Below are 20,372 nucleotides of genomic sequence, written 5' to 3'. Positions count from 1 at the left end.
CGTTTTAGTGCTCAAACTGACGATAAAACGCACTGAAATTCAGGATTAATGCCAAATTAATACACAAGGAAGGACTTTCATCTGCTTACAAAATTGCAACTTAAATTTATGCTAAAAAAGATAAGGCTTGCAATTGTCAACTATATGAAATTTAAGGATTAATATTTTTATCGCCAAAATAGTGCAATTTAAGTCCATCGCCCGCGCACCAAGGGTTTGCCGCTTGTTTTAAGTCGCAACTCACAGGGTTATCCACAGAATTTGTTGATAAGTCGAAATAAGCGAGAAACCATGCGGGATTGAGGAGTATTTTTCATCCCCAACATTGGAGATAAATGGTTTGTAATTTAATTACATTTGATAAAAGTTACTACTTGTTACATTGGCGTTTATGTTCAGTGTAGGCTGATTATAAGATAACTGCTGGAGCTTAATCTGTCTCTTGATTAGAATGGTTCGACTAACCACAAGGATATGTAGCGCGTGTCAGAATCTGTTTTTCAGCTTGAATCCCAATTTGCCCCCGCAGGTGACCAGCCAACAGCCATTGCTAAATTGGTTGATGGCCTCGAATCAGGCCTTGCTTGCCAAACCTTATTAGGGGTGACGGGCTCTGGTAAGACGTTCACCATCGCCAATGTGATTGCCAAGCTTGGGCGACCGACCATTATTATGGCGCCAAATAAGACTCTCGCCGCACAGTTATATGGTGAGATGAAAGAGTTTTTCCCCAATAATGCGGTGGAATATTTTGTCTCCTATTACGATTACTATCAGCCCGAGGCGTATGTCCCCGCATCCAATACCTTTATAGAAAAAGATGCTTCGGTAAACGCCCATATTGAACAAATGCGGCTCTCGGCCACTAAAGCCCTGCTGGAACGCAAGGATGTGGTGCTGATTGCCTCGGTATCGGCGATTTATGGTCTTGGCGATCCTGACTCTTACCTAAAGATGCTATTGCACCTGCGCCAGGGCGATACCATGGGACAGCGGGACATTCTTAAGCGCTTGAGTGAATTGCAATACACCCGCAATGATATCGAGTTGCAGCGCGGTACCTTTCGTGTTCGCGGCGAAGTGATTGATATTTTTCCTGCCGATTCAGACCGCTACGCGATTCGGGTGGAGCTATTTGACGATGAAATTGAACGCTTAAGCGAGTTTGATCCGTTAACTGGGCAGATTATCAAACGTATCGCTCGCACTACAGTGTACCCTAAGACCCACTATGTGACGCCGCGGGAAAAGATCCTAGAAGCCACCGAGCTGATTAAACAAGAGCTGCGTGAGCGCAAGCAATATCTGCTCGACAATAATAAGTTGATTGAGGCGCAGCGCATCCACGAGCGGGTGCAATATGATATCGAGATGATGGTGGAGCTAGGCTATTGCTCCGGCATTGAAAACTACTCCCGCTATTTATCCGGACGCGCCCCCGGTGAGGGGCCACCAACGCTGCTCGATTACTTACCCGCTGATGGTTTATTGGTTATCGACGAATCCCATGTCACCGTGCCACAAATTGGTGCCATGTATAAGGGTGACCGTTCCCGTAAAACCACGCTAGTGGAATATGGCTTCCGTTTGCCCTCGGCGTTGGATAACCGGCCGCTGAAGTTTGAAGAGTTTGAGCAGTTAATGCCGCAGACGATTTATGTGTCGGCGACGCCAAATCCCTATGAATTGGATAAGAGTGGCGGCGAGATTGTTGAACAAGTTGTGCGGCCCACAGGATTGCTCGACCCTGAGCTGGAGGTGCGCCCCGTTGGCATTCAAGTGGACGATTTGCTCTCTGAGGTCGCCAAACGCGTCGCCGTCAACGAGCGGGTGCTTGTCACCACCCTAACCAAGCGCATGTCGGAGGATTTAACTGAATACCTCGATGAACACGGCGTCAAAGTCCGCTACTTGCACTCAGATATCGATACCGTAGAGAGGGTGGAGATCATCCGCGATCTGCGCCTCGGTAAGTTTGATGTGCTGGTCGGCATCAACTTGCTGCGCGAAGGCTTAGATATGCCGGAAGTCTCGCTCGTCTGTATTTTGGATGCAGATAAGGAAGGCTTTTTACGTTCGGAGCGTTCGCTTATCCAGACCATTGGTCGTGCCGCGCGTAACGTTAATGGTAAGGTGATCCTCTATGCCGATCGCATCACCAACTCGATGGCAAAGGCGATGGGCGAAACCGAGCGCCGCCGTGAGAAACAGCGAGCCTACAACCTTGAGCATGGCATTGTGCCAAAAGGCGTGGTCAAGCGTATTACCGATGTGATGGATGTGGACGATGGCAGAGAGTCTGAAAAGGGTTATGCTCAAGCATCCCTTGGCAGAGTCGCTGAGCCTAAAGCCAAACGTTATCATGCAGATGCTGCGCAGCTGAGCTATGATATCGACAAGCTCGAGAAGCAAATGCATGAACATGCGCGTAACTTGGAGTTTGAACAGGCGGCGGCCTTGCGTGATGAGGTAAAACGCTTAAGGGAATTACTGATCAGCGCATAAATGAGTTTCTCGCCTAAGCAAGGCGTTGAGACTCGACGCTGTGATGCTAACGTTCTGCCACTAAGGTGTTTTACTGAATAAAAAGCCGCTAACACAATGTGTTTAGCGGCTTTTTATTGGATTAGATCATCAAAGAAGAATCGAGACTTTATGCTTTTTCTTTGGTTAGCATCGTGCGTGGGAGCATAAAGAATAAGAGCGCGCAGACTAATCCGCAGATCAAACCAACTAAATGCGCCTCGGTGGCCACCCGCGCGCCGATCATTGCGGTTACATCGTCACTGGCACCATAGAACTGTTCATGGCCAACTTTGATGATTACCCCGAGCAGCAGCAAATAACCAGAGTACATTTTGCGGCGAATATCCTGCATTGCACCAAAGGTAAATAGGCCATGTAACATGCCGCTCAAGCCCACATAGCCAAATAATTGTGGGTAACCTAAATACAGACCAATGCCTTCAAACAGACAAAGCAGGATAAACAGCGCGGTTAATCCCTTAAGCTGGTAATGAAAGTGGTGCAAAAACAGCACTACCCATAATCCCGCGAGGTTCATCAGCAGGTGCCAATGATTGGTATGCAGCAGATTACCGGTAATCAGGCGCCACCACTGGCCGTCACTGATATCGCTGCGTCGATAGGCGAGCAGATTATCTACGCTTGGGGTAAAAAGTCCCGCAATATATAAGAGCGCGCAGAGCAGACTGACGATAAGCGCCAGCCAATAGGGGCTGAGTTTTTTTAACGTTAACAGTTTCACGCCTGTGGCTTACCTGTTTCAATTGCCTGTGTGAGCGAGGCCATCACTGCGGATTTGTTTTGCAGATAATCATCCAGTCCGCGTTTACGAAGATGGCAGGCTGGGCAGTCACCGCAACCATCGCCAATAATGCCGTTATAACAGGTCAGGGTATGGTGGCGAACTAAATCGAGTTGCTGGTATTTATCGGCCAGCGCCCAAGTTTGGGCCTTGTTGAGCCACATTAACGGCGTGATGATCTCAAGCTTTTTATCCATGCCTTGCACCAGTGCCGATTCCATCGCGCGGACAAAGTCGTGGCGACAGTCGGGATAACCCGAAAAATCGGTTTCACATACGCCGGTGATAATCGACTCAGCCCCTAACTGATAGGCGTAGATCCCCGCTAGGGTTAAAAACAGAATATTACGCCCAGGCACAAAGGTATTGGGCAGGCCGTTTTCCATCAACTCGTGGGAGACGGGGATCGCATCCCGGGTGAGGGCTGAAATGGCTAACTCATTGAGTAAGCTCACATCCATCACTTTATGGCTAGTGATCTTTAAGCGCTTGGCGAGGGATTTAGCAACTTCAATTTCTTCACGGTGACGTTGACCATAATCGAAGGTGATCCCGTGGACTTCATCAAACTGAGTTAAGGCTTGAATAAGACAAGTCGTTGAGTCTTGTCCGCCACTGAAAACCACTACCACCTTTGAAACTGATGCTGCTGACATAGGATCCACTTAAATTGACACATAAAATAGGGCGTAAGTGTAACTCAGGCGCTAGGGCTTGCAAACTCTTTGCTGGCGCGTGGCGACGGGTATGCGGCACTTAGTATCACAATGGCAGAGGCGGTAAAAACTTGCAGCTGCATCTAAAATCCTCTATAAATGCCGCCCCAGAAAAACGGAACGCTAGCATGAATTACCCTGTCAACGAAGTCTTTGAAACTATTCAAGGTGAAGGTGTCTTTACCGGAGTACCCGCCATTTTTGTGCGTTTACAGGGTTGCCCTGTGGGATGTGCTTGGTGTGATACCAAACAGACTTGGGATCTGCTTGAGGAAAATAAGGTGTCACCCGAACAAGTGATTACCGTCGATGGCTCCGTGGGGCGCTGGGCAAACCATACGGCGAAGAGTCTTATCGAGGCGTTCAACGCTAAGGGATACACGGCGCGCCATGTGGTGATCACAGGTGGTGAACCTTGTATGTATGATTTGAATGAATTAACCCTCACGCTCCACGCTGCCGGCTATGCCACTCAAATCGAGACCAGCGGCACCTTTGAGGTGAAGTGTGATGCTGATACCTGGGTGACTGTCTCGCCCAAGATCAATATGAAAGGTGGTTATAAGGTGTTAGCGCAGGCCTTGACCCGCGCCAACGAAATAAAGCATCCGATAGCGACCGAACATCATATCGACGAACTCGATGAGTTACTCAAAGGGATTGATGTGTCAGCGAAAACGATTTGTTTGCAACCGATCAGCCAAAAACCAAGGGCGACGGAATTAGCCATGAAGGTGTGTATTGCCCGCAACTGGCGTTTATCGATTCAGACCCATAAGTACTTAAATATCGATTAATCGCCATCTAGCTCAACTGGATGGGTCTTTAATGCTCAGAAATAGTTTTAACGCTCCGAATGGGGCGTTTTTTTATGAGCAAAATCGATAGATTAAAGGCACTAAATTTAAGCGATAAATAATAAGTCTGAATTAGCTGGTGTGCTAGAAAGAAAACTTGGGGAATAACGTGAGATAAAGTGTGATATGAGAAAGAAGTGGTGGAGGGAGAAGGATTCGAACCTTCGAAGGCGGAGCCGTCAGATTTACAGTCTGATCCCTTTGGCCACTCGGGAACCCCTCCACATAATTTCTTCAACTTTTAAGTCTGACTCATCGAGTCTGATTTTAAAGTTATCTTAAATCTTGGCCCGATTTAAGGGTAAAGCAAGTTTCCAGCGAACTAACGATTGACGAACCACATAAGATAAAAGTGGTGGAGGGAGAAGGATTCGAACCTTCGAAGGCGGAGCCGTCAGATTTACAGTCTGATCCCTTTGGCCACTCGGGAACCCCTCCACGAGTATCTTTTATAGCATCGCTAATTGTTAGTGCAAATGGTGGAGGGAGAAGGATTCGAACCTTCGAAGGCGGAGCCGTCAGATTTACAGTCTGATCCCTTTGGCCACTCGGGAACCCCTCCTCAATTGCGGCCGCCATAGTAGTCAGAAACCTTAGGCATGTAAAGTCTAAATATGAAAATTTTCCTAAAGTTCTTGTTCAACTGGTCGATTAACTGACAACGAGTTGTTTTAGCGATGTTTTTTTATGCAAATCGATGTTCCTTTAATCAATGAAGCCCAAATTGGCTCCCGCTTAAATGCGGCAATCGAACACAACAGGCGAGGTGAGTTTGCCCTGTTGCTGTCGCTATTGTCTGCTGACGCGAGGGACATGGCGCAGTTTCAATGGCAAAAAGAACTCGATACTGCCGAAAAACTACAACGTCAGTTTGAATTACCACCAAAACAAACGTTAGTGGCGGATTTATCCTCAGACAATCATATTATCGACAATAGCGCCGTGTTTATGCAGCAAGGGGCAAGAGCTTTTCAATTGCAACAGGCCTTGCGACCGGAAGCGTTAGTGATCCGAGGTGGTGAACCCATCGCCATGGCCGAAGCCTTAAGTAACTGTGAGTTTACAACTCGCTTGCGTCAGCGGGGGCAATTGCCATCTCCTCAAGTTGAAATCATGCACTTTGCCGATCAACTGGCGATCCAACGTAATTTGATCCCACGCTTAGCCAGTGCTTAGTGCTACTGAGGCTATTTATTATCAAAGGTATTATTTCGGGTAATAAGCGTGAGCAATACCAGAGTCTCTCTCATCATCATTCCCTATAATTAGTCGTTAGTGATATTAATGTTGAGTCGCTTATGTTGAGTTTTTAACATGAGACCATTAGAGAGGATAACCCTATGAAAGGTATCATTGCAGGACAAACCCCCACAGTAAACGACACATGTACCGATTGCGGCAGCTTTGTCGACATAGGCGCAGTGATTGATGAACAAGATACTGTACTTGAGTTGCAGTTTACGGGTGGCGAGGCGGAAAATGAGGCGGCAAAGATGGTTGAGCGTGCCCAGACACGTTTTCGACACACGCAAGCGAGCGTTACTCGAGGTGAAACGGGTGTGACGCTCAAACTGGTATTTGATGTCAGTGTCGAAAAAATGATTTTCCAGTTAGAGAATGGTCTATAGCGCAACCCCTGTGATACAAGTCGAGGTTAATTTGTAATAAAGTGTGGCCGATGTTGCTGTTTTAAATGTAGATCGTGTAATCTGCGTCAACAAAAACAATGATAAATCGGCTCCATTAACACTCCTATCTTTGGTGTGTTAGTCGCAGCATTATCGTTTTACCCAACACGAAGTTTTGTAGGGATCAGAGTGAAGCGACGTCAGCATCAACACTTATTAGAGTCTTTAGTCCATTCTACGGCAAAGCAGCAGGGTGATTTCACTAAGACGGCAGAGTTAGCGACAGAGCTACTGTGTCAGAATTTAGCGGTCTCCTTGGTGTCGGTGTGGATTTTTTCTGCCGAGCAAAACACCCAATCTCTCGTCGCCCAGTTTGGGGCGATGGCGCTGCAGGACATCTACCGTCCTAAACTGCTGCAAACGGTGCCGCGTTATTTAAATGAACTAAAAAATCACAGACATATAGATGCTGGTAATACGCTTATTGACCCGCGGTTGACCGAATTAGTCGATAGTTATTTTATTCCACGCCAAATTTTATCTAGTCTCGAAGTTGGCATCCGTATCAATGGCCATCTTGAGGGCGTGCTCTGCATTGAGCGCGCGCAGCTCACACACCATTGGCACGATAGTGAAATTCATCTGGCTTGCCAAATGGCCGATCAATTAGCCCTCACTCTTGCGACCAAACATGCTTACGATAAAGAAGAACGTCTCAGCCTTTTTCGCTGCGCCATAGAACAATCTCGTCAAATGACTATGTTGATTAACTTGCACACTGAAAAAGTGGAGTACGTTAACCAAGCCCATCAGGATATTAGTGGTATTTCTCGGAGCAGGAGCGTTGGCACTAATTTACGTGATTTAACTTTTTTCAAACAGCACAATGCGTTAGCTGAGCAGACCTTAGCAAAAATTTTCAGAGGTGAACTGGCAAAAGGTGAAGTGCAATTTAATCGTGCTGATGGTAGTCGTTATTGGCTGAAATATGTTGTGAGCCAATTTATCACCGATAGAGGCAATCATTACGCTTTAGTGTCGGGTGAAGAAAGTACGGATGAGCATAACTACAAAGCGGAGTTGGAACGTCTGGCGTGGCGTTGTAGCTTGACTGGACTGAACAATCGCAGTCACTTTAATCGAGTGCTCGAGCGAACAACACATGGGCTACTGTTGCTAGTCGATTTAGTCGCCTTTAAGCGTTTTAACGATACTTATGGTCATGAAAATGGCGACAGCCTGTTGATTGAGATTGGCCGGCGCTTAAAGCATTTTTCAGACATCAACAAAGCGACTGAAATCGCTCGTGTCGGTAGTGATGAGTTTGCGGTATTACTGACCGACGACAACGCAGTTTATGATCTGGACTATATCAGCACCCGCTTATACCAGCATTTAGCCATGCCGATATTAATTGGCCGTGAACAAGTGGAACCTAAACCCGCACTGGCCGTGGTTGATATTGCGTCGGTGGCAAATTTATTTGCACCACTGACCTGCGCCGATATTGCAGTGCAATATGCGAAGAAGAAAAAGGGCACAGCAATTCAAGTCTTTAACAGTACATTGCTGAGTGCGTTTAAGGAAGATGCGCAAATTGAACGCGATTTGCATAGTGCTATTCGCGGTCGACAATTTGAGCTTTATTACCAGCCCTTAAGGGATCTCGAACAGCAAACTTATATCGGTGCCGAAGCGCTTATTCGTTGGCATCATCCCAAAAGAGGCGTGCTATATCCCGGCGCGTTTATTGATATTGCCGAGCAATCGGGGATGATCAATGCGATAGGCAGTTGGGTATTAGAGGCGGCCTGTCGGCAATTGAATATTTGGCAGCATCACAATGCCGATCTTAGCATGCATGTTAACGTGTCTGCGCGGCAGTTTTTTAGTGGTAATTTGTATGAACAAGTATGGCAACTCTTAACCCGTTATCGTTTAAAGCCCAAAACCTTAATTTTAGAAATTACAGAGACGGAACTCATGGGCGATATTCGCCATGCGACCTTATTGTGTCAGGAGTTGGCTGAACTGGGGGTAGGCTTGGCTATCGATGATTTTGGGACGGGTTACAGCTCGATGCGCTACCTTAAACAGTTTCCTATCAGTAAGTTAAAAATCGATCGCTCGTTTATTTCAGATTTGACGATTAGCCGCGAAAGCCAAGAAATCGTCTCGGCCATTATTGCGATGGCGAGTGCGCTCAATATTTCCTTGACCGCAGAAGGGGTAGAAACCGTTGAGCAGGAGGCGTTTTTAGCCAAGAGTTTGTGTCATCAGGCACAGGGATATTTATACAGTCCAGCTCTGCGAGAACCCGAGTTTGCGCAGTTTTTGCTGGCCGCGAAACAATCGAGTTTTATCGCCCACTAAACCAGATGTTCGTATTGGTGTGATGAAAAAATAAAGGCAATCAATTGATTGCCTTTATTTTATGAGTCGATACTTTCATCAACAACTATCGTGTTAAGCAGCACTGTTTAAATTTCTTACCACTCTGGCAAACACAGGGATCGTTGCGCCTAGGGCGTTTGGCCTGCATTTGTTGTCCTTGGGTATAGTACCAACGGCCCTGTTCAAATATAAACTCAGATAGTTCATAGATTGCATCAATCTCACCCGCGAGTTTATACCAAGCTTTGAAGGTCACATTGCCGCGTTGAGTACCATCGGGATAGATTTTTTCATTCGCAGCTAAGACCTCAAGCCCTAACCAATGTGGATGTGGGCCTTGCTGTAGTTGTTCGAAGGTTAAGCCATCGAGAAAGTCTACATGGTGAGTTTTAATAATGTAATCAAAATTTTTCAACACAAATGCGCAGTAGCGTGAACGCATTAGTTGTTCGGGACTGGTGGCCACTTGAGTCCCTGAATCAACATTAAGGTGCAAAGTTTCACAACAGTGCTGATAAGGTTTTTGGCTGCCACAGGGACAATAGGCTTCTGGTGTCATGAGTGTAACTTGCTCAATAATAAAGATTATTACTTTGGTTTTTTACTGTCAGGTAATGGCGGAAACTGACGGCCATAGTAAAGATTTGGCACAGGCTTCGCATTCAAATAAAAACTAGGCTCGGCTCGATTGTTCATATCAAGGGTGACATTCCAGCGGTGCTGGGTGTCTTTTTGTGTGCCAATGACGAACTTGCCTGCAAATTCACTCACGGGTTCGCCAGTCTCTTCGGCGGGATAAAAACGCACTAAATAATAGCCAGTGTCGAACGCGCTGTTGCCTGATAATTTGCGGTTTAGCACCCGAAAGTCGATATCGATACGGGCCTTTTTGGTTCGGATTTTATCAAAAAAGCGCTGATAAATAGCGACAATATTATCACGGCCATAATAAATTTCTTTACTTTGACTTTCTGACAGATAACTTGCGTCTTTAGCATAAATCTCGGCAGTGACGTCGTGATTAAGTTCATTAAATGCTTGAGTAAACAAAGGATAATTCGCATTTATCAATTGATCTGTTGTCATGCTGGTCTTGGCTTTTGAGGGGGTCGCAAAACTCGGCAGCGACAATAGGCATATCAGGGCTAGCAGCAAAAATCTCATTACATTATTCTAATCAAGCATTCATGGCGCCACTATAATGGAGGCGCCCGCTGAACTAAAGGGGTGAATGTTTACAAAGTGTGTTTCTGTTGTAAAAGTGCACACTGAGTGTGAAGAGTGGAGGAGCTTGCCATGCTGGATAATGAATCGGCACTATTTTTTGAAGAAATGGCGGGAGTTGTGCCACTTAAAGGTGATGTCAAGGTGGTGAATTTACAACCTAAGGCATTAACGGATGAGCAAATTCAGCGCCGTGATGCGCTGCAACGTGAGGCTTATTTAGCTTGTATGCCGCTGGATTTAAGCTTGATCCCGGTTATGGCACCCGATGATATAGCCAGTTTTAAGCGTGAAGGGGTTCAGGGGGCTGTTTTTAAGCGCTTAAGGCTGGGGCAGTACAGTATTAAAATGGAGTTAGATGTGCATGCCTACCGTTTGAGTCAGGCCAGAGATGCGTTACTCAATTATTTGTTAGCGGCGCAGGCCCATGGTGAACGTTGTGTGATGCTCATTCATGGTAAAGGCCATAACAGTAAACCCGTGGCTGGATTGCTTAAATCAGCGGTATGTCACTGGTTATCTCAGCTTGATATGGTACTTGCCTACCATTCTGCGAAAACCGAGCAGGGCGGCACGGGCGCCTTATATGTGATGCTCACTAAATCCGAGCAGCTTAAGATTGAGAATAAAGAAGCAAATCGTAAGGGAATGGGTTGGCGTTAATAGGCTTCTGAACGCATTGATTTTATCTGATTGATACTCGCGTTCGTTATTAATGCCGAAGCTTAAAAAGAAAATGCCCAACATCGTTGGGCATTTTTATTGGTTTAGTTTAAGGCGTGGATATGACTCGCACCTGAGGCTTAATTACCAGCCACATTGACGATTCGCAGCTTTGTTCTGCTCATCAAGCCAGATTTTAAGCGGCGCAAAATAATCGAGTACTGCGCTCGCATCCATCATTTCCGTTCCTGTGACTTCTTTTAAGGCAACGGGCCAAGGTTGGCTTGCACCAAGCGCTAACATTTTATTGAGTTTTTCTCCTGCCGCTTGATTGCCGTAAATACTGCATCGATGCACTGGGCCCTTGTCTCCAGCCGTTTCACACAGCGCCTTATGGAACTGGAATTGCAGAATATGTGCGAGGAAATAGCGGGTATAAGGCACATTACCGGGTACATGGTATTTTGCACCTGGGTCAAAATCGGCTTCGCTGCGCTCAGTCGGGGCCTTAACGCCTTGGTATTTTTCTCTTAATTCCCACCAGGCTTGGTTATATTGCGCTGGAGTGATTTCACCGCTAAAGACTTTCCAGCGCCACTGGTCAATCATCAAACCAAAGGGCAGGAAGGCGATTTTATCCAGAGCTTGCTTTAACAATAAGCCAATATCCTTGGAAGCATCGGGTACGTCTTCGAGCAAACCAATCTGTTTTAGATAGCTTGGGGTGATAGATAGCGCGATCGTGTCACCAATGGCTTCATGGAAACCATCATTGGCACTGTTTTTAAATAGGAAAGGTTGTTGTTTATAGGCACGTTGATAGAAGTTGTGTCCAAGCTCGTGGTGAATAACGGTAAAGTCTTCAGCGGTTTTTTGGATACACATCTTGATGCGAATATCATCGAGGTTGTCCAAATCCCACGCCGAGGCATGACAAACGACATCACGATCCTTCGGTTGCAAGAATAAAGAGCTGCTCCAGAAGCTGTCTGGCAGCGGCGCAAAGCCCAAAGAGGTGAAAAAGCTTTCGGCCTGTTTGACCATTTTGTGCTCATCATAGCCTTTCTGCGCGAGCAATTCTGTCACATCGTAGCCTGGATCGGCATCATTCGGGGCGACGAGATCGTACACATTACCCCATTGCTGCGCCCACATATTCCCTAGCAAATGTGCCGGAATCGGGCCTGTTTTCGGCGCAATGGCGTCACCGTATTCGTTATTCAGCTCGCCGCGAACATAACAATGCAGGGATTCGTAGAGGGGTTTAACTTGTCCCCATAAACGGTCTAATTCCTGTGAAAATTCATCGGGTTTCATATCGTATTGGCTGCGCCATAATTCTGAAAGATCCGCGTAGCCTAAGTCTTTTGCGCCTTCGTTAGCGAGTTCCACTTCACGTTGAAACAACGGACGCATTGGTTTTGCAATTTCACGCCAGCCTTTCCACGCTTCAAGTAATTTAGCGGGATCCCGTGATTCCGCCATCAGGGTCGACAGTTCAGGTTGCGTCATACATTTGCCATCGGCGAAGCAATATTTGCCTTTACCGTAGAGCCCATTGAGTTCGGAGCTGATTTGCGCCAGCTCAGCATTTTTGGCGGGATCCAGCGGCGCCGGTAACACAAGTGCGCTGCGCAGAATATTCAGTTTGCGCGCATTGGCGGGATCGAGTTCCACATTGGCATACTTTGCGGCTTCAGTAGCAAGCTTAACGGAAGCGGCGCTGACTTTTTCACCCACGGCGGCCGATAATGCTGCGGTATCTTCGGTGATGAAATTGCTATAAATCCATTCGGCACGATTCGCTTCGATAGATAACTGCGCCATTTGCGCTTCCGCATCTTGTATAAAGGCAATGGCCTGGGCTTTATCGGGCGCATTTTTGTTAGCTGTAGTGGCATCGGCCTTGCTTTGTGCATCATTACAGGCGCTTAATCCTAAGGTTAGCGTAATGGTGAGCGCGAGTGTCGTGGGATGATTTAATCGAATAGTCATGTATTGCAATCCGCTGTTGTTTTTGTGTTGCACATTCTACCTAAGTGGATTGTATTTTGAATAAAACTTGATGGCTTTTGGCTCTTTTTTGCAATCACTGTGATTGGCTTGTTAAGCCTCGTTGTTGTGACGCAGCTTATTTGGTCATTTTTCGTTTGACAATGACCATACCAATGTTTAATTTAAACGAGTGTTTTAAATTAATTCAAGGTCACGGAATGGCAAGTCGATCTGATACAAAAACAAGAATACTTGATGCTGCAGAGAAACTCTTTGCTGAAAGAGGTTTTTCTGAGACGTCATTACGACTTATCACTAGCAAGGCAGAGGTCAATTTAGCGTCGGTGAATTATCACTTTGGCTCTAAAAAAGAGTTAATCCGTGCAGTGTTAGCCCGCTATTTAGACGTTTTTATGCCCGCAGCATCGACGGCTATAAAACGTTTACATACTGCATCCTCTCAGGCTTCGCTAGAGGATATTTTATCGGCGTTAGTCGATCCGTTATTGGATTTAAATGACTTGCGCACGGAAGGTACCACGATTTTCCTACAGCTACTTGGACGAGGCTATATCGAAAGCCAAGGGCATCTGCGCTGGTTTATCACCACCCACTATGGACAACATCTAGATACCTTTGTGAAGGCGGTATCGGCCAGTGCTCCCCATATTCCTCAGGCAGAGATGTTTTGGCGCTTACACTTTACCCTCGGCACAATCGTTTTCACTATGGCTTCAGCTGACGCCTTAAACGATATTGCTGCGGCCGAATTTGGCGAGCACAACGATATTGAAGCCGTGATCCGTAAAGTGATCCCCTACATGGCCGCGGGCGTATCAGTTCCCGTAGCTTCTTAATAAAAAGGTCTTGATTATGTTGACGATTATAATTATTGCCCTGATAGCTGTTATTGCGCTGTTTGCAGTAAAAAGCCTCAGAATGCAATTTATCACCCAGCCAGTTTTCCATTTTTTCAAAAAAGTGTTACCGCCATTATCCGATACTGAGCGCGAAGCGATGGAAGCGGGCGATGTATGGTGGGAAGGGGAATTATTCCGCGGTAATCCGAACTGGAACACGCTGCACAGCTACGGCAAGCCAACGCTGACGGCAGAAGAGAAGGACTTTATTGATAATCAGGTCATGACGGCCCTGACAATGATCGATGATTTTGACATTGTCCATAATCGTAAAGATTTGCCGCCAGAGCTGTGGGATTATTTCAAAAAAGAAGGCTTCTTTGCGCTGATCATTCCGAAAAAATTTGGTGGTAAAGCGTTTTCGGCTTATGCCAATTCGACGATTGTGAGCAAGTTAGCTAGTCGTAGCGTGAGTGCTGCGGTAACTGTGATGGTACCTAACTCATTAGGCCCTGGTGAATTATTAACTCACTATGGCACAGAAGAGCAAAAGGAACGTTGGTTACCTGCATTAGCGAAAGGCGATGAAATACCTTGCTTTGCGTTAACAGGCCCAGAAGCAGGCAGTGACGCGGGCGCAATCCCAGATGTGGGCATTGTGTGCCGTGGTGAGTTTAACGGTGAAGAGGTTTTAGGCCTTAAATTAACCTGGAATAAGCGTTATATCACCTTAGCACCTGTTGCAACGGTATTGGGTTTAGCCTTCCAGATGCGCGATCCTGACGGTCTATTAGGTGATAAAAAGAATCTTGGTATTACCTGCGCGTTGATCCCAACGGATCACCCTGGCGTGGTGATTGGTCGCCGTCATAATCCACTTAATATGGCGTTTATGAATGGTACAACCCAGGGCGATGAAGTCTTTATTCCGCTCGATTGGATCATTGGTGGTCCAGAATTTGCGGGCAGAGGCTGGCGCATGCTGGTTGAATGTTTATCAGCGGGTCGCGGTATTTCTCTGCCAGCGCTGGCAACTGCTTCAGGCCATATGGCAACCAAAACCACCACTGCATACAGTTATGTGCGCCACCAATTTGGTATGGCGATTGGTCAGTTTGAAGGGGTGCAAGAAGCCCTTGCTCGTATTATTGCCAATACCTACCAGTTAGAAGCTGCACGTCGTTTAACCACCACGGGGATTGATCTTAAAGTCAAACCCTCAGTGGTGACGGCTATTGCGAAGTTCCACATGACTGAACTTGGCCGAGCTGTTATGAACGATGCGATGGATATTCAGTCGGGTAAGGGGATCCAATTAGGGCCTAAAAACTACCTCGGCCATCCTTATATGTCGAATCCAATTTCGATCACCGTAGAAGGCGCGAATATTCTTACCCGCTCGTTAATGATCTTTGGTCAAGGCGCAACCCGTTGCCATCCTTATGTTTTGGCCGAAATGGAAGCGGCAGCTATGGAAAATCAGCACGAGGCGCTTGCGCGTTTTGACTCGTTGTTGATGGGCCATATGGGGTATGCGACGCGTAACGCGTTCAGTGCATTATTTAGTGCCTTAACTGCGAGCCGTTTTGGTAGCGCACCCGTAAGTGGCGAAACCAAACAGTACTACAAAGATATGTCGCGTTTGTCTTCGGCGCTGGCCTTTATGACGGACATTTCAATGTTGATTATGGGCGGCGATTTAAAACGCAAGGAAATGTTGTCTGCACGGATGGGCGATGTATTGAGTCAGTTGTACTTAGGCTCTGCAACGCTAAAACTATTTGAAGACAATGGTCGCCAACAGGATGATTTACCTGCGGTACGTTATGTAATGGCTAATCGCCTGCACTTAGCGGCGAAAGCACTAGAGGATGTGATCCGCAACTTCGCCAATCGTCCAGTTGCTTGGTTATTGCGAGCACTCATTTTCCCGATCGGCAATCATTTTAATGCGCCGAGCGATAAAATGGCGACTGAGCTTGTCTCTGGCATGTTAAAACCAAGTCCTGCCCGCGAGCGCATTACCTTCCTTTGTCCTGAGTTTGAAGGCGATGTGGGTGGTATTGCTGAAGTAGAACAAGCGTTTGTAGCACAGTATGCCTGTAAAGAGATTTACAAAAAGCTCAAAAAAGCACAGCGCAGCGGTGAGTTACCTGCAAAAGTACCAAACTTGGTTCTATTTGCTAAAGCGCTAGAGCAGGGCACGATTAATAGCGAAGAACATCAAACACTATTGCATGCGGATAAGTTACGTTTAGCCGCTATCAATGTGAATGATTTTGAAGCCTTATAATCTGATTTGCTAGCACGACTACAATAGTTTCTCACCCTTACAAGAGATAAAAAAACCACCTCAACTGAGGTGGTTTTTGTTTTTAAGTTTAATGACTTTTAGCCTAACTTTTTCGTCTAGCGAAAGCCAATCAGCAAAGATTAAGCGACGATTAGCACTTTACAAGTGTTAGTGCCACCGATGGTTTCCATCGCATCACCTTTGGTCATTAACACTAAGTCACCGCTGTGTAAGTAACCCGCTTTGGTTAATGATTCTAATGCTTTTTGTGCGAGCTCATCGGCTGGATAGATCGTTGAGTCGAAGTAAATCGGTAATACACCACGGTACAGAGCCATCTTCGCCAGTGTTGTGTCATGGCGAGATAGGCCAAGGATTGGTAAAGATGAACTGATACGCGACATCAGTTTAGGTGTTGCACCTGATTCTGTTAAAGCAATAATCGCTTTAACACCTTCTAGGTGGTTTGCCGCATACATAGTCGATAGGGCGATGGTTTCTTCAACTGAAGTGAAACGTGCATCCAATCTGTGTTTAGAGACTTTCACACTTGGGTGAGATTCTGCACCAACACACACATTCGCCATCGCTTTAACCGTTTCTTCAGGGAAGTCACCGGCAGCGGTTTCGGCTGATAACATCACGGCGTCTGTACCATCAAGCACGGCGTTTGCCACGTCCATCACTTCTGCACGGGTTGGCATTGGGCTTGAGATCATTGACTCCATCATTTGGGTCGCAGTGATGACGATTTTATTGAGCTGACGTGAACGGGCGATGAGTTTCTTTTGCACTGCCACAAGTGCTGCATCACCAATCTCAACCCCTAAATCTCCACGGGCAACCATGACAACGTCAGAGGCTAAAATCACATCATCCATTGCTTCATCGCTAGCAACCGCTTCTGCACGTTCAACTTTCGCGACGATCAGTGCATTGCTACCAGCCTGCTGTGCTAAAGAACGTGCGTATTCTAAATCGGCACCGCTACGTGGGAAGGAAACGGCTAGATAATCCACTTGGATCATCGCTGCGGTGAGAATGTCAGCCTTGTCTTTTTCGGTCAGTGCCGCAGCGGACAAACCACCACCTTGCTTGTTGATCCCTTTATTGTTTGATAAAGGACCCGCAACCGTTACCGTCGTATGGACTTTACGACCTTCGACGCGCTCAACACGTAGTTGGACACGGCCGTCATCGAGCATCAGGATGTCGCCAACATTCACATCATCAGGTAATTGCTTATAGTCGATACCGACTTGATTCTCATCGCCTTCACCTTTGGGGAGTTCAGCATCAAGAATATAAGCTTGGCCTAATTTCAGTTGGACTTTCTTGTTGTCTTTAAAGGTAGAAACACGGATTTTAGGACCTTGTAGGTCACCTAAAATCGCTACATGTACACCTAATTCTTTTGCAATTTCGCGAGCTTGAGTCGCGCGTTTGAGATGATCTTCGGGGGAGCCGTGGGAGAAGTTAAGACGAACAACGTTTGCACCTGCCGCGATAATGCGGCGTAAGTTATCGTCACGGTCAGTGGCGGGGCCCAGGGTGGTGACGATTTTGGTTCTGCGGAACATAAGATACTCCGTTAAAGTTAAAAAAATCTTGTGACTATATTAGCATGCAATTCCAAATTATGTAGTAAAGTTACAATCAAATTGATCTGAAGTTATGTTTTAAAATTGTGAGGTATCGCTGAAATTTGCTTTAAAAAAGGCTAGACGTAGGGTTTGCGCTAGCCTTTTTAAAGATAGGAAGTGAATTACAGTATCGGATCTTTATTGATACGAGACTCTTTCAACACTTCTTTTACCCGTTTTAAATTATCACGGAAACGAGGGCCGCGGCGTAGGGTAAAACCCGTCGCCAATACATCTATAGTCACCAATTGCGCTAAACGCGAGGCCATAGGTAAATACATATCTGTATCCTCTGGCACCTCCATAGTCACAGGCAGTGTACATTCCATCGATAACGGCGAGTTACGAGCCGTAATACCAATAACGGCAGCGCCGTTTTCTCTTGCTAAACGTGCTATTTCGATCAATGACTTAGTGCGGCCTGTGTGGGAAATTAAAACCACAACATCGCCTTCATTGCTGTTGATACAGCTCATGCGTTGCATCAGAACATCGTCAAAACAGATGACAGGCACATTAAAACGGAAAAATTTATTTTGTGCGTCATGGGCGACTGAGGCTGATGCTCCTAAGCCAAAGAATGAAATTGTCTTGGCCTGAGTCAGAATATCAACGGCTTTATTGATGGCCGCTACGTCTAAACTTTGACGGGCAGTATCTAAGGAAGCCATTGAAGATTCGAATATTTTTGTTGTGTATGATTCGGGAGAATCATCTTCTTCCACATGGCGACTCACATAAGGCGTGCCGTTTGCGAGACTTTGTGCCAGATGTAACTTAAAATCAGGAAAGCCTTTAGTATCTAAGCGGCGACAGAAACGGTTCACAGTAGGTTCACTGACATCTGCCATCTTAGCGAGTGTGGCGATACTGGAGTGAATAGCTGTTTGCGGAGAGGCTAAGATGACCTCTGCAACCTTGCGTTCTGACTTACTAAAATGGGTGAGGCTTTTTTGAACCTTTTCTAGGGTATTCATACGCGTATGTCCGCTAAATTGAGTATGTAATTTTATTTTTTTTTGTTTAGTGCCACAGATCAGCTTGACGATCCCACTAATCAAGATTGCTTAAGTAAGTTTTACGTCGTTTTTTGAAATAAGAATTTACTATCATCAGTAATTTAAGCACAAAAATCATATCAGATTTATGCCTTAGGTGCCTAGTTAGCTAGAATGTTAATATTGATAAAAAGAGATGCATTTAACAAATTCTGTTGTTATATTACAACAAAAGTGTGGATTCCTTCATTAGCATGAAGGGACACGACATACAAAGGAGAGCGTAACGCAATGGGCAAAACATCATCAGGCGCCAAAGCTTGTGACTTCGTACTCTTTGGTACTAAAGGCGACTTGGCAAGACGCAAGTTGTTACCTTCTTTATACCAGTTAGATAAGGCTGAACTTCTCGACAAAGATACTAAGGTGATCGGTGTCGCAAAAGATGAATTTAGTCAGGATGAGTTTAGAGAGTTAGTCATTCTTGCGTTAAACACCTTCGTCAAAGAGCCCCTCTGCGAAGAAACGCTTAACCGATTCGTGTCCCGTTGTCATTATGTCGGCACTAATTTTACTGATTCAGCAGGTTACAGCGCCTTCCATGAATTGCTCAAACCAGAAGAGCGCGTCATGGTCAGTTACTTTGCCACCCCGCCGTCGATTTTTGGGGATATCTGCCGCTGTTTACATGAACAAAATCTGATCCACAGCGACTCGCGCGTCGTTCTCGAAAAACCCATTGGCTCTGATCTCGCATCTTCCCGAGTGATTAACGATCAAGTTTCTGCCTACTTTAAAGAAAGCCAAGTCTACCGTATCGACCATTATCTCGGTAAAGAGACAGTTCAAAACTTAATTGCGCTGCGTTTTGCTAACTCCTTATTTGCCTCTAAATGGGATAACCGGACCATTGACCATGTCCAGCTCACGGTTGCCGAAGAAGTGGGTATCGAAGGCCGTTGGGGTTACTTCGATAAAGCTGGTCAAATGCGCGATATGATCCAAAACCACTTACTGCAAGTGTTGACGCTGGTTGCGATGGATCCACCTGTTAACTTAGATGCTGACAGTATCCGCGATGAAAAGGTGAAAGTACTGAAGTCGCTGCGGCCGATTAATGCTGACAATGTGTATGAAAACACCGTCCGTGGTCAGTACAGTGCGGGCTTCCTCAAGGGCAGTCCAGTGCCTGGTTATTTGGAAGAAGAAGGGGCGAACGTACACTCGCATACTGAAACCTTTGTGGCGCTGCGTGTCGACATTGATAACTGGCGTTGGGCTGGCGTGCCGTTTTATCTGCGCAGCGGTAAGCGCATGCCGTTTAAGAGTTCTGAAATCGTGGTGTATTTTAAAAATCCACCGCATAACTTGTATCGCTCTAGCTACCGTAACTTGCCACCTAACAAGTTAACCATCCGTCTGCAACCACACGAAGGGGTTGAGATCCAGATGATGAACAAGGTGCCAGGGTTAGAGCAAAAACAACGTCTGCAAACCACCAAACTCGACTTGAGTTTCTCGGATACTTTCAAAAACGAGCGCATTGCCGATGCCTACGAGCGTTTATTGCTTGAAGCCATGCTCGGTAATCAAGCCTTGTTCGTTCGCCGAGACGAAGTGGAGCAAGCTTGGACATGGGTTGATGGCATCATCCAAGCATGGGAACAGAGCAATGAAAAACCGAAACCTTATCCTGCGGGCACTTGGGGCCCCGTGGCTTCCGTCGCGCTGATCACCAAAGACGGTCGTTCGTGGGATGAATAGGGGGCTTTG

The 20,372-nt window shown here is 46.3% G+C and carries 16 protein-coding genes and 3 tRNA genes; 9 read left to right on the top strand and 10 right to left on the bottom strand.

Translation table 11 applies throughout. The features are described from left to right. Positions 1 to 483 precede the first annotated feature (483 nt). Positions 484 to 2,505 (top strand): excinuclease ABC subunit UvrB, encoded by a 2,022-nt coding sequence (gene uvrB, locus HG547_RS09010; RefSeq protein WP_169547661.1) that lies wholly within the window; start codon positions 484 to 486, stop codon positions 2,503 to 2,505. A gap of 148 nt (positions 2,506 to 2,653) precedes the next feature. Here the strand turns inward: uvrB and rrtA are convergent, their stop codons facing one another. Both rrtA and queC read right to left on the bottom strand, forming a co-directional pair. After that, the gene (gene rrtA / locus HG547_RS09005; protein WP_169547660.1) at positions 2,654 to 3,268 is read right to left on the bottom strand and encodes a rhombosortase; all 615 of its coding nucleotides are present in this window, start codon (positions 3,266 to 3,268) and stop codon (positions 2,654 to 2,656) included. Beyond that, positions 3,265 to 3,984: a 7-cyano-7-deazaguanine synthase QueC gene (queC, locus tag HG547_RS09000; RefSeq protein WP_169547659.1), complete on the bottom strand. Its 720-nt coding sequence runs from the start codon at positions 3,982 to 3,984 to the stop codon at positions 3,265 to 3,267. The genes rrtA and queC overlap by 4 nt, the downstream gene beginning before the upstream one ends. Positions 3,985 to 4,172: 188 nt before the next feature. Between queC and queE the strand changes: the two genes are divergently transcribed. Continuing rightward, positions 4,173 to 4,841: a 7-carboxy-7-deazaguanine synthase QueE gene (gene queE, locus HG547_RS08995; protein ID WP_169547658.1), complete on the top strand. Its 669-nt coding sequence runs from the start codon at positions 4,173 to 4,175 to the stop codon at positions 4,839 to 4,841. 198 nt (positions 4,842 to 5,039) lie between these two features. Here the strand turns inward: queE and HG547_RS08990 are convergent. The 3 genes from HG547_RS08990 to HG547_RS08980 all read right to left on the bottom strand — a co-directional run bounded on the left by HG547_RS08990 (position 5,040) and on the right by HG547_RS08980 (position 5,463). Continuing rightward, a tRNA-Tyr gene (locus HG547_RS08990) sits at positions 5,040 to 5,124 on the bottom strand. 130 nt (positions 5,125 to 5,254) lie between these two features. Then, positions 5,255 to 5,339 (bottom strand) — tRNA-Tyr (locus HG547_RS08985). Between the two features lie 39 nt (positions 5,340 to 5,378). After that, positions 5,379 to 5,463: transfer RNA gene (locus HG547_RS08980), tRNA-Tyr, on the bottom strand. A gap of 125 nt (positions 5,464 to 5,588) precedes the next feature. Between HG547_RS08980 and HG547_RS08975 the strand changes: the two genes are divergently transcribed. From HG547_RS08975 to HG547_RS08965, 3 genes are all read left to right on the top strand, one after another. Further along, entirely contained in the window at positions 5,589 to 6,077 is a 489-nt protein-coding gene (locus HG547_RS08975; protein WP_088585641.1) for a VC2046/SO_2500 family protein, read from the top strand. 164 nt (positions 6,078 to 6,241) lie between these two features. Further along, the gene (locus HG547_RS08970; RefSeq protein WP_037418691.1) at positions 6,242 to 6,529 is read left to right on the top strand and encodes a DUF406 family protein; all 288 of its coding nucleotides are present in this window, start codon (positions 6,242 to 6,244) and stop codon (positions 6,527 to 6,529) included. A 189-nt stretch (positions 6,530 to 6,718) separates the two neighbouring features. Then, complete coding sequence (locus HG547_RS08965) at positions 6,719 to 8,902, top strand: EAL domain-containing protein (RefSeq protein ID WP_037418694.1); 2,184 nt, start codon at positions 6,719 to 6,721, stop codon at positions 8,900 to 8,902. Positions 8,903 to 8,987: 85 nt separating this feature from the next. Here HG547_RS08965 and HG547_RS08960 read toward each other — a convergent pair whose 3' ends face one another. After that, positions 8,988 to 9,482, bottom strand: a complete 495-nt coding sequence (locus tag HG547_RS08960; RefSeq protein ID WP_169547657.1) for a YchJ family protein — start codon at positions 9,480 to 9,482, stop codon at positions 8,988 to 8,990. Positions 9,483 to 9,511: 29 nt separating this feature from the next. Next, the gene (locus tag HG547_RS08955) at positions 9,512 to 10,087 is read right to left on the bottom strand and encodes a hypothetical protein (protein ID WP_037418700.1); all 576 of its coding nucleotides are present in this window, start codon (positions 10,085 to 10,087) and stop codon (positions 9,512 to 9,514) included. A 132-nt stretch (positions 10,088 to 10,219) separates the two neighbouring features. On the opposite strand from HG547_RS08955, the gene smrA reads away from it, so the two are divergent. After that, positions 10,220 to 10,810 (top strand): DNA endonuclease SmrA, encoded by a 591-nt coding sequence (gene smrA, locus HG547_RS08950; protein ID WP_140906667.1) that lies wholly within the window; start codon positions 10,220 to 10,222, stop codon positions 10,808 to 10,810. A 144-nt stretch (positions 10,811 to 10,954) separates the two neighbouring features. Here the strand turns inward: smrA and HG547_RS08945 are convergent, their stop codons facing one another. Continuing rightward, the gene (locus tag HG547_RS08945) at positions 10,955 to 12,805 is read right to left on the bottom strand and encodes a M2 family metallopeptidase (RefSeq protein WP_169547656.1); all 1,851 of its coding nucleotides are present in this window, start codon (positions 12,803 to 12,805) and stop codon (positions 10,955 to 10,957) included. A 218-nt stretch (positions 12,806 to 13,023) separates the two neighbouring features. On the opposite strand from HG547_RS08945, the gene HG547_RS08940 reads away from it, so the two are divergent. Both HG547_RS08940 and HG547_RS08935 read left to right on the top strand, forming a co-directional pair. Further along, positions 13,024 to 13,662, top strand: a complete 639-nt coding sequence (locus HG547_RS08940) for a TetR/AcrR family transcriptional regulator (protein ID WP_037429545.1) — start codon at positions 13,024 to 13,026, stop codon at positions 13,660 to 13,662. Between the two features lie 16 nt (positions 13,663 to 13,678). After that, positions 13,679 to 15,958 carry an acyl-CoA dehydrogenase gene (locus tag HG547_RS08935; protein ID WP_169547655.1) on the top strand — a complete coding sequence of 760 codons (2,280 nt, stop codon included), beginning with the start codon at positions 13,679 to 13,681 and terminating at the stop codon, positions 15,956 to 15,958. 140 nt (positions 15,959 to 16,098) lie between these two features. On the opposite strand, the gene pyk is transcribed toward HG547_RS08935, so the two are convergent. Together pyk and HG547_RS08925 are read right to left on the bottom strand one after the other, a co-directional pair. After that, positions 16,099 to 17,538 (bottom strand): pyruvate kinase, encoded by a 1,440-nt coding sequence (pyk, locus tag HG547_RS08930; protein WP_037418713.1) that lies wholly within the window; start codon positions 17,536 to 17,538, stop codon positions 16,099 to 16,101. A gap of 185 nt (positions 17,539 to 17,723) precedes the next feature. Then, positions 17,724 to 18,578 carry a MurR/RpiR family transcriptional regulator gene (locus HG547_RS08925; RefSeq protein WP_011072455.1) on the bottom strand — a complete coding sequence of 285 codons (855 nt, stop codon included), beginning with the start codon at positions 18,576 to 18,578 and terminating at the stop codon, positions 17,724 to 17,726. Between the two features lie 312 nt (positions 18,579 to 18,890). Here HG547_RS08925 and zwf point away from each other — a divergent pair, with 312 nt between their 5' ends. Continuing rightward, a complete protein-coding gene (zwf, locus tag HG547_RS08920) occupies positions 18,891 to 20,363 on the top strand; it encodes a glucose-6-phosphate dehydrogenase (RefSeq protein WP_169547654.1) in 1,473 nt (490 codons plus the stop codon). Positions 20,364 to 20,372: the final 9 nt, after the last annotated feature.

Source organism: Shewanella sp. DNRA4, assembly GCF_012843185.1.
Lineage (GTDB): Bacteria > Pseudomonadota > Gammaproteobacteria > Enterobacterales > Shewanellaceae > Shewanella > Shewanella xiamenensis.
The sequence above is the reverse complement of the archived record's forward strand: the minus strand, read 5'-3'. Positions and strand labels throughout refer to the sequence as shown.

Bases quoted from the DNA above. Each gene is read 5' to 3' on its own strand.
- pyk (WP_037418713.1), bottom strand. From the start codon at position 17,538: ATGTTCCGCAGAACCAAAATCGTCACCACCCTGGGCCCCGCCACTGAC.
- HG547_RS08945 (WP_169547656.1), bottom strand. From the start codon at position 12,805: ATGACTATTCGATTAAATCATCCCACGACACTCGCGCTCACCATTACG.
- zwf (WP_169547654.1), top strand. From the start codon at position 18,891: ATGGGCAAAACATCATCAGGCGCCAAAGCTTGTGACTTCGTACTCTTT.
- HG547_RS08925 (WP_011072455.1), bottom strand. From the start codon at position 18,578: ATGAATACCCTAGAAAAGGTTCAAAAAAGCCTCACCCATTTTAGTAAG.
- queC (WP_169547659.1), bottom strand. From the start codon at position 3,984: ATGTCAGCAGCATCAGTTTCAAAGGTGGTAGTGGTTTTCAGTGGCGGA.
- queE (WP_169547658.1), top strand. From the start codon at position 4,173: ATGAATTACCCTGTCAACGAAGTCTTTGAAACTATTCAAGGTGAAGGT.
- HG547_RS08940 (WP_037429545.1), top strand. From the start codon at position 13,024: ATGGCAAGTCGATCTGATACAAAAACAAGAATACTTGATGCTGCAGAG.
- HG547_RS08955 (WP_037418700.1), bottom strand. From the start codon at position 10,087: ATGAGATTTTTGCTGCTAGCCCTGATATGCCTATTGTCGCTGCCGAGT.
- HG547_RS08970 (WP_037418691.1), top strand. From the start codon at position 6,242: ATGAAAGGTATCATTGCAGGACAAACCCCCACAGTAAACGACACATGT.
- HG547_RS08975 (WP_088585641.1), top strand. From the start codon at position 5,589: ATGCAAATCGATGTTCCTTTAATCAATGAAGCCCAAATTGGCTCCCGC.
- smrA (WP_140906667.1), top strand. From the start codon at position 10,220: ATGCTGGATAATGAATCGGCACTATTTTTTGAAGAAATGGCGGGAGTT.
- HG547_RS08960 (WP_169547657.1), bottom strand. From the start codon at position 9,482: ATGACACCAGAAGCCTATTGTCCCTGTGGCAGCCAAAAACCTTATCAG.
- HG547_RS08935 (WP_169547655.1), top strand. From the start codon at position 13,679: ATGTTGACGATTATAATTATTGCCCTGATAGCTGTTATTGCGCTGTTT.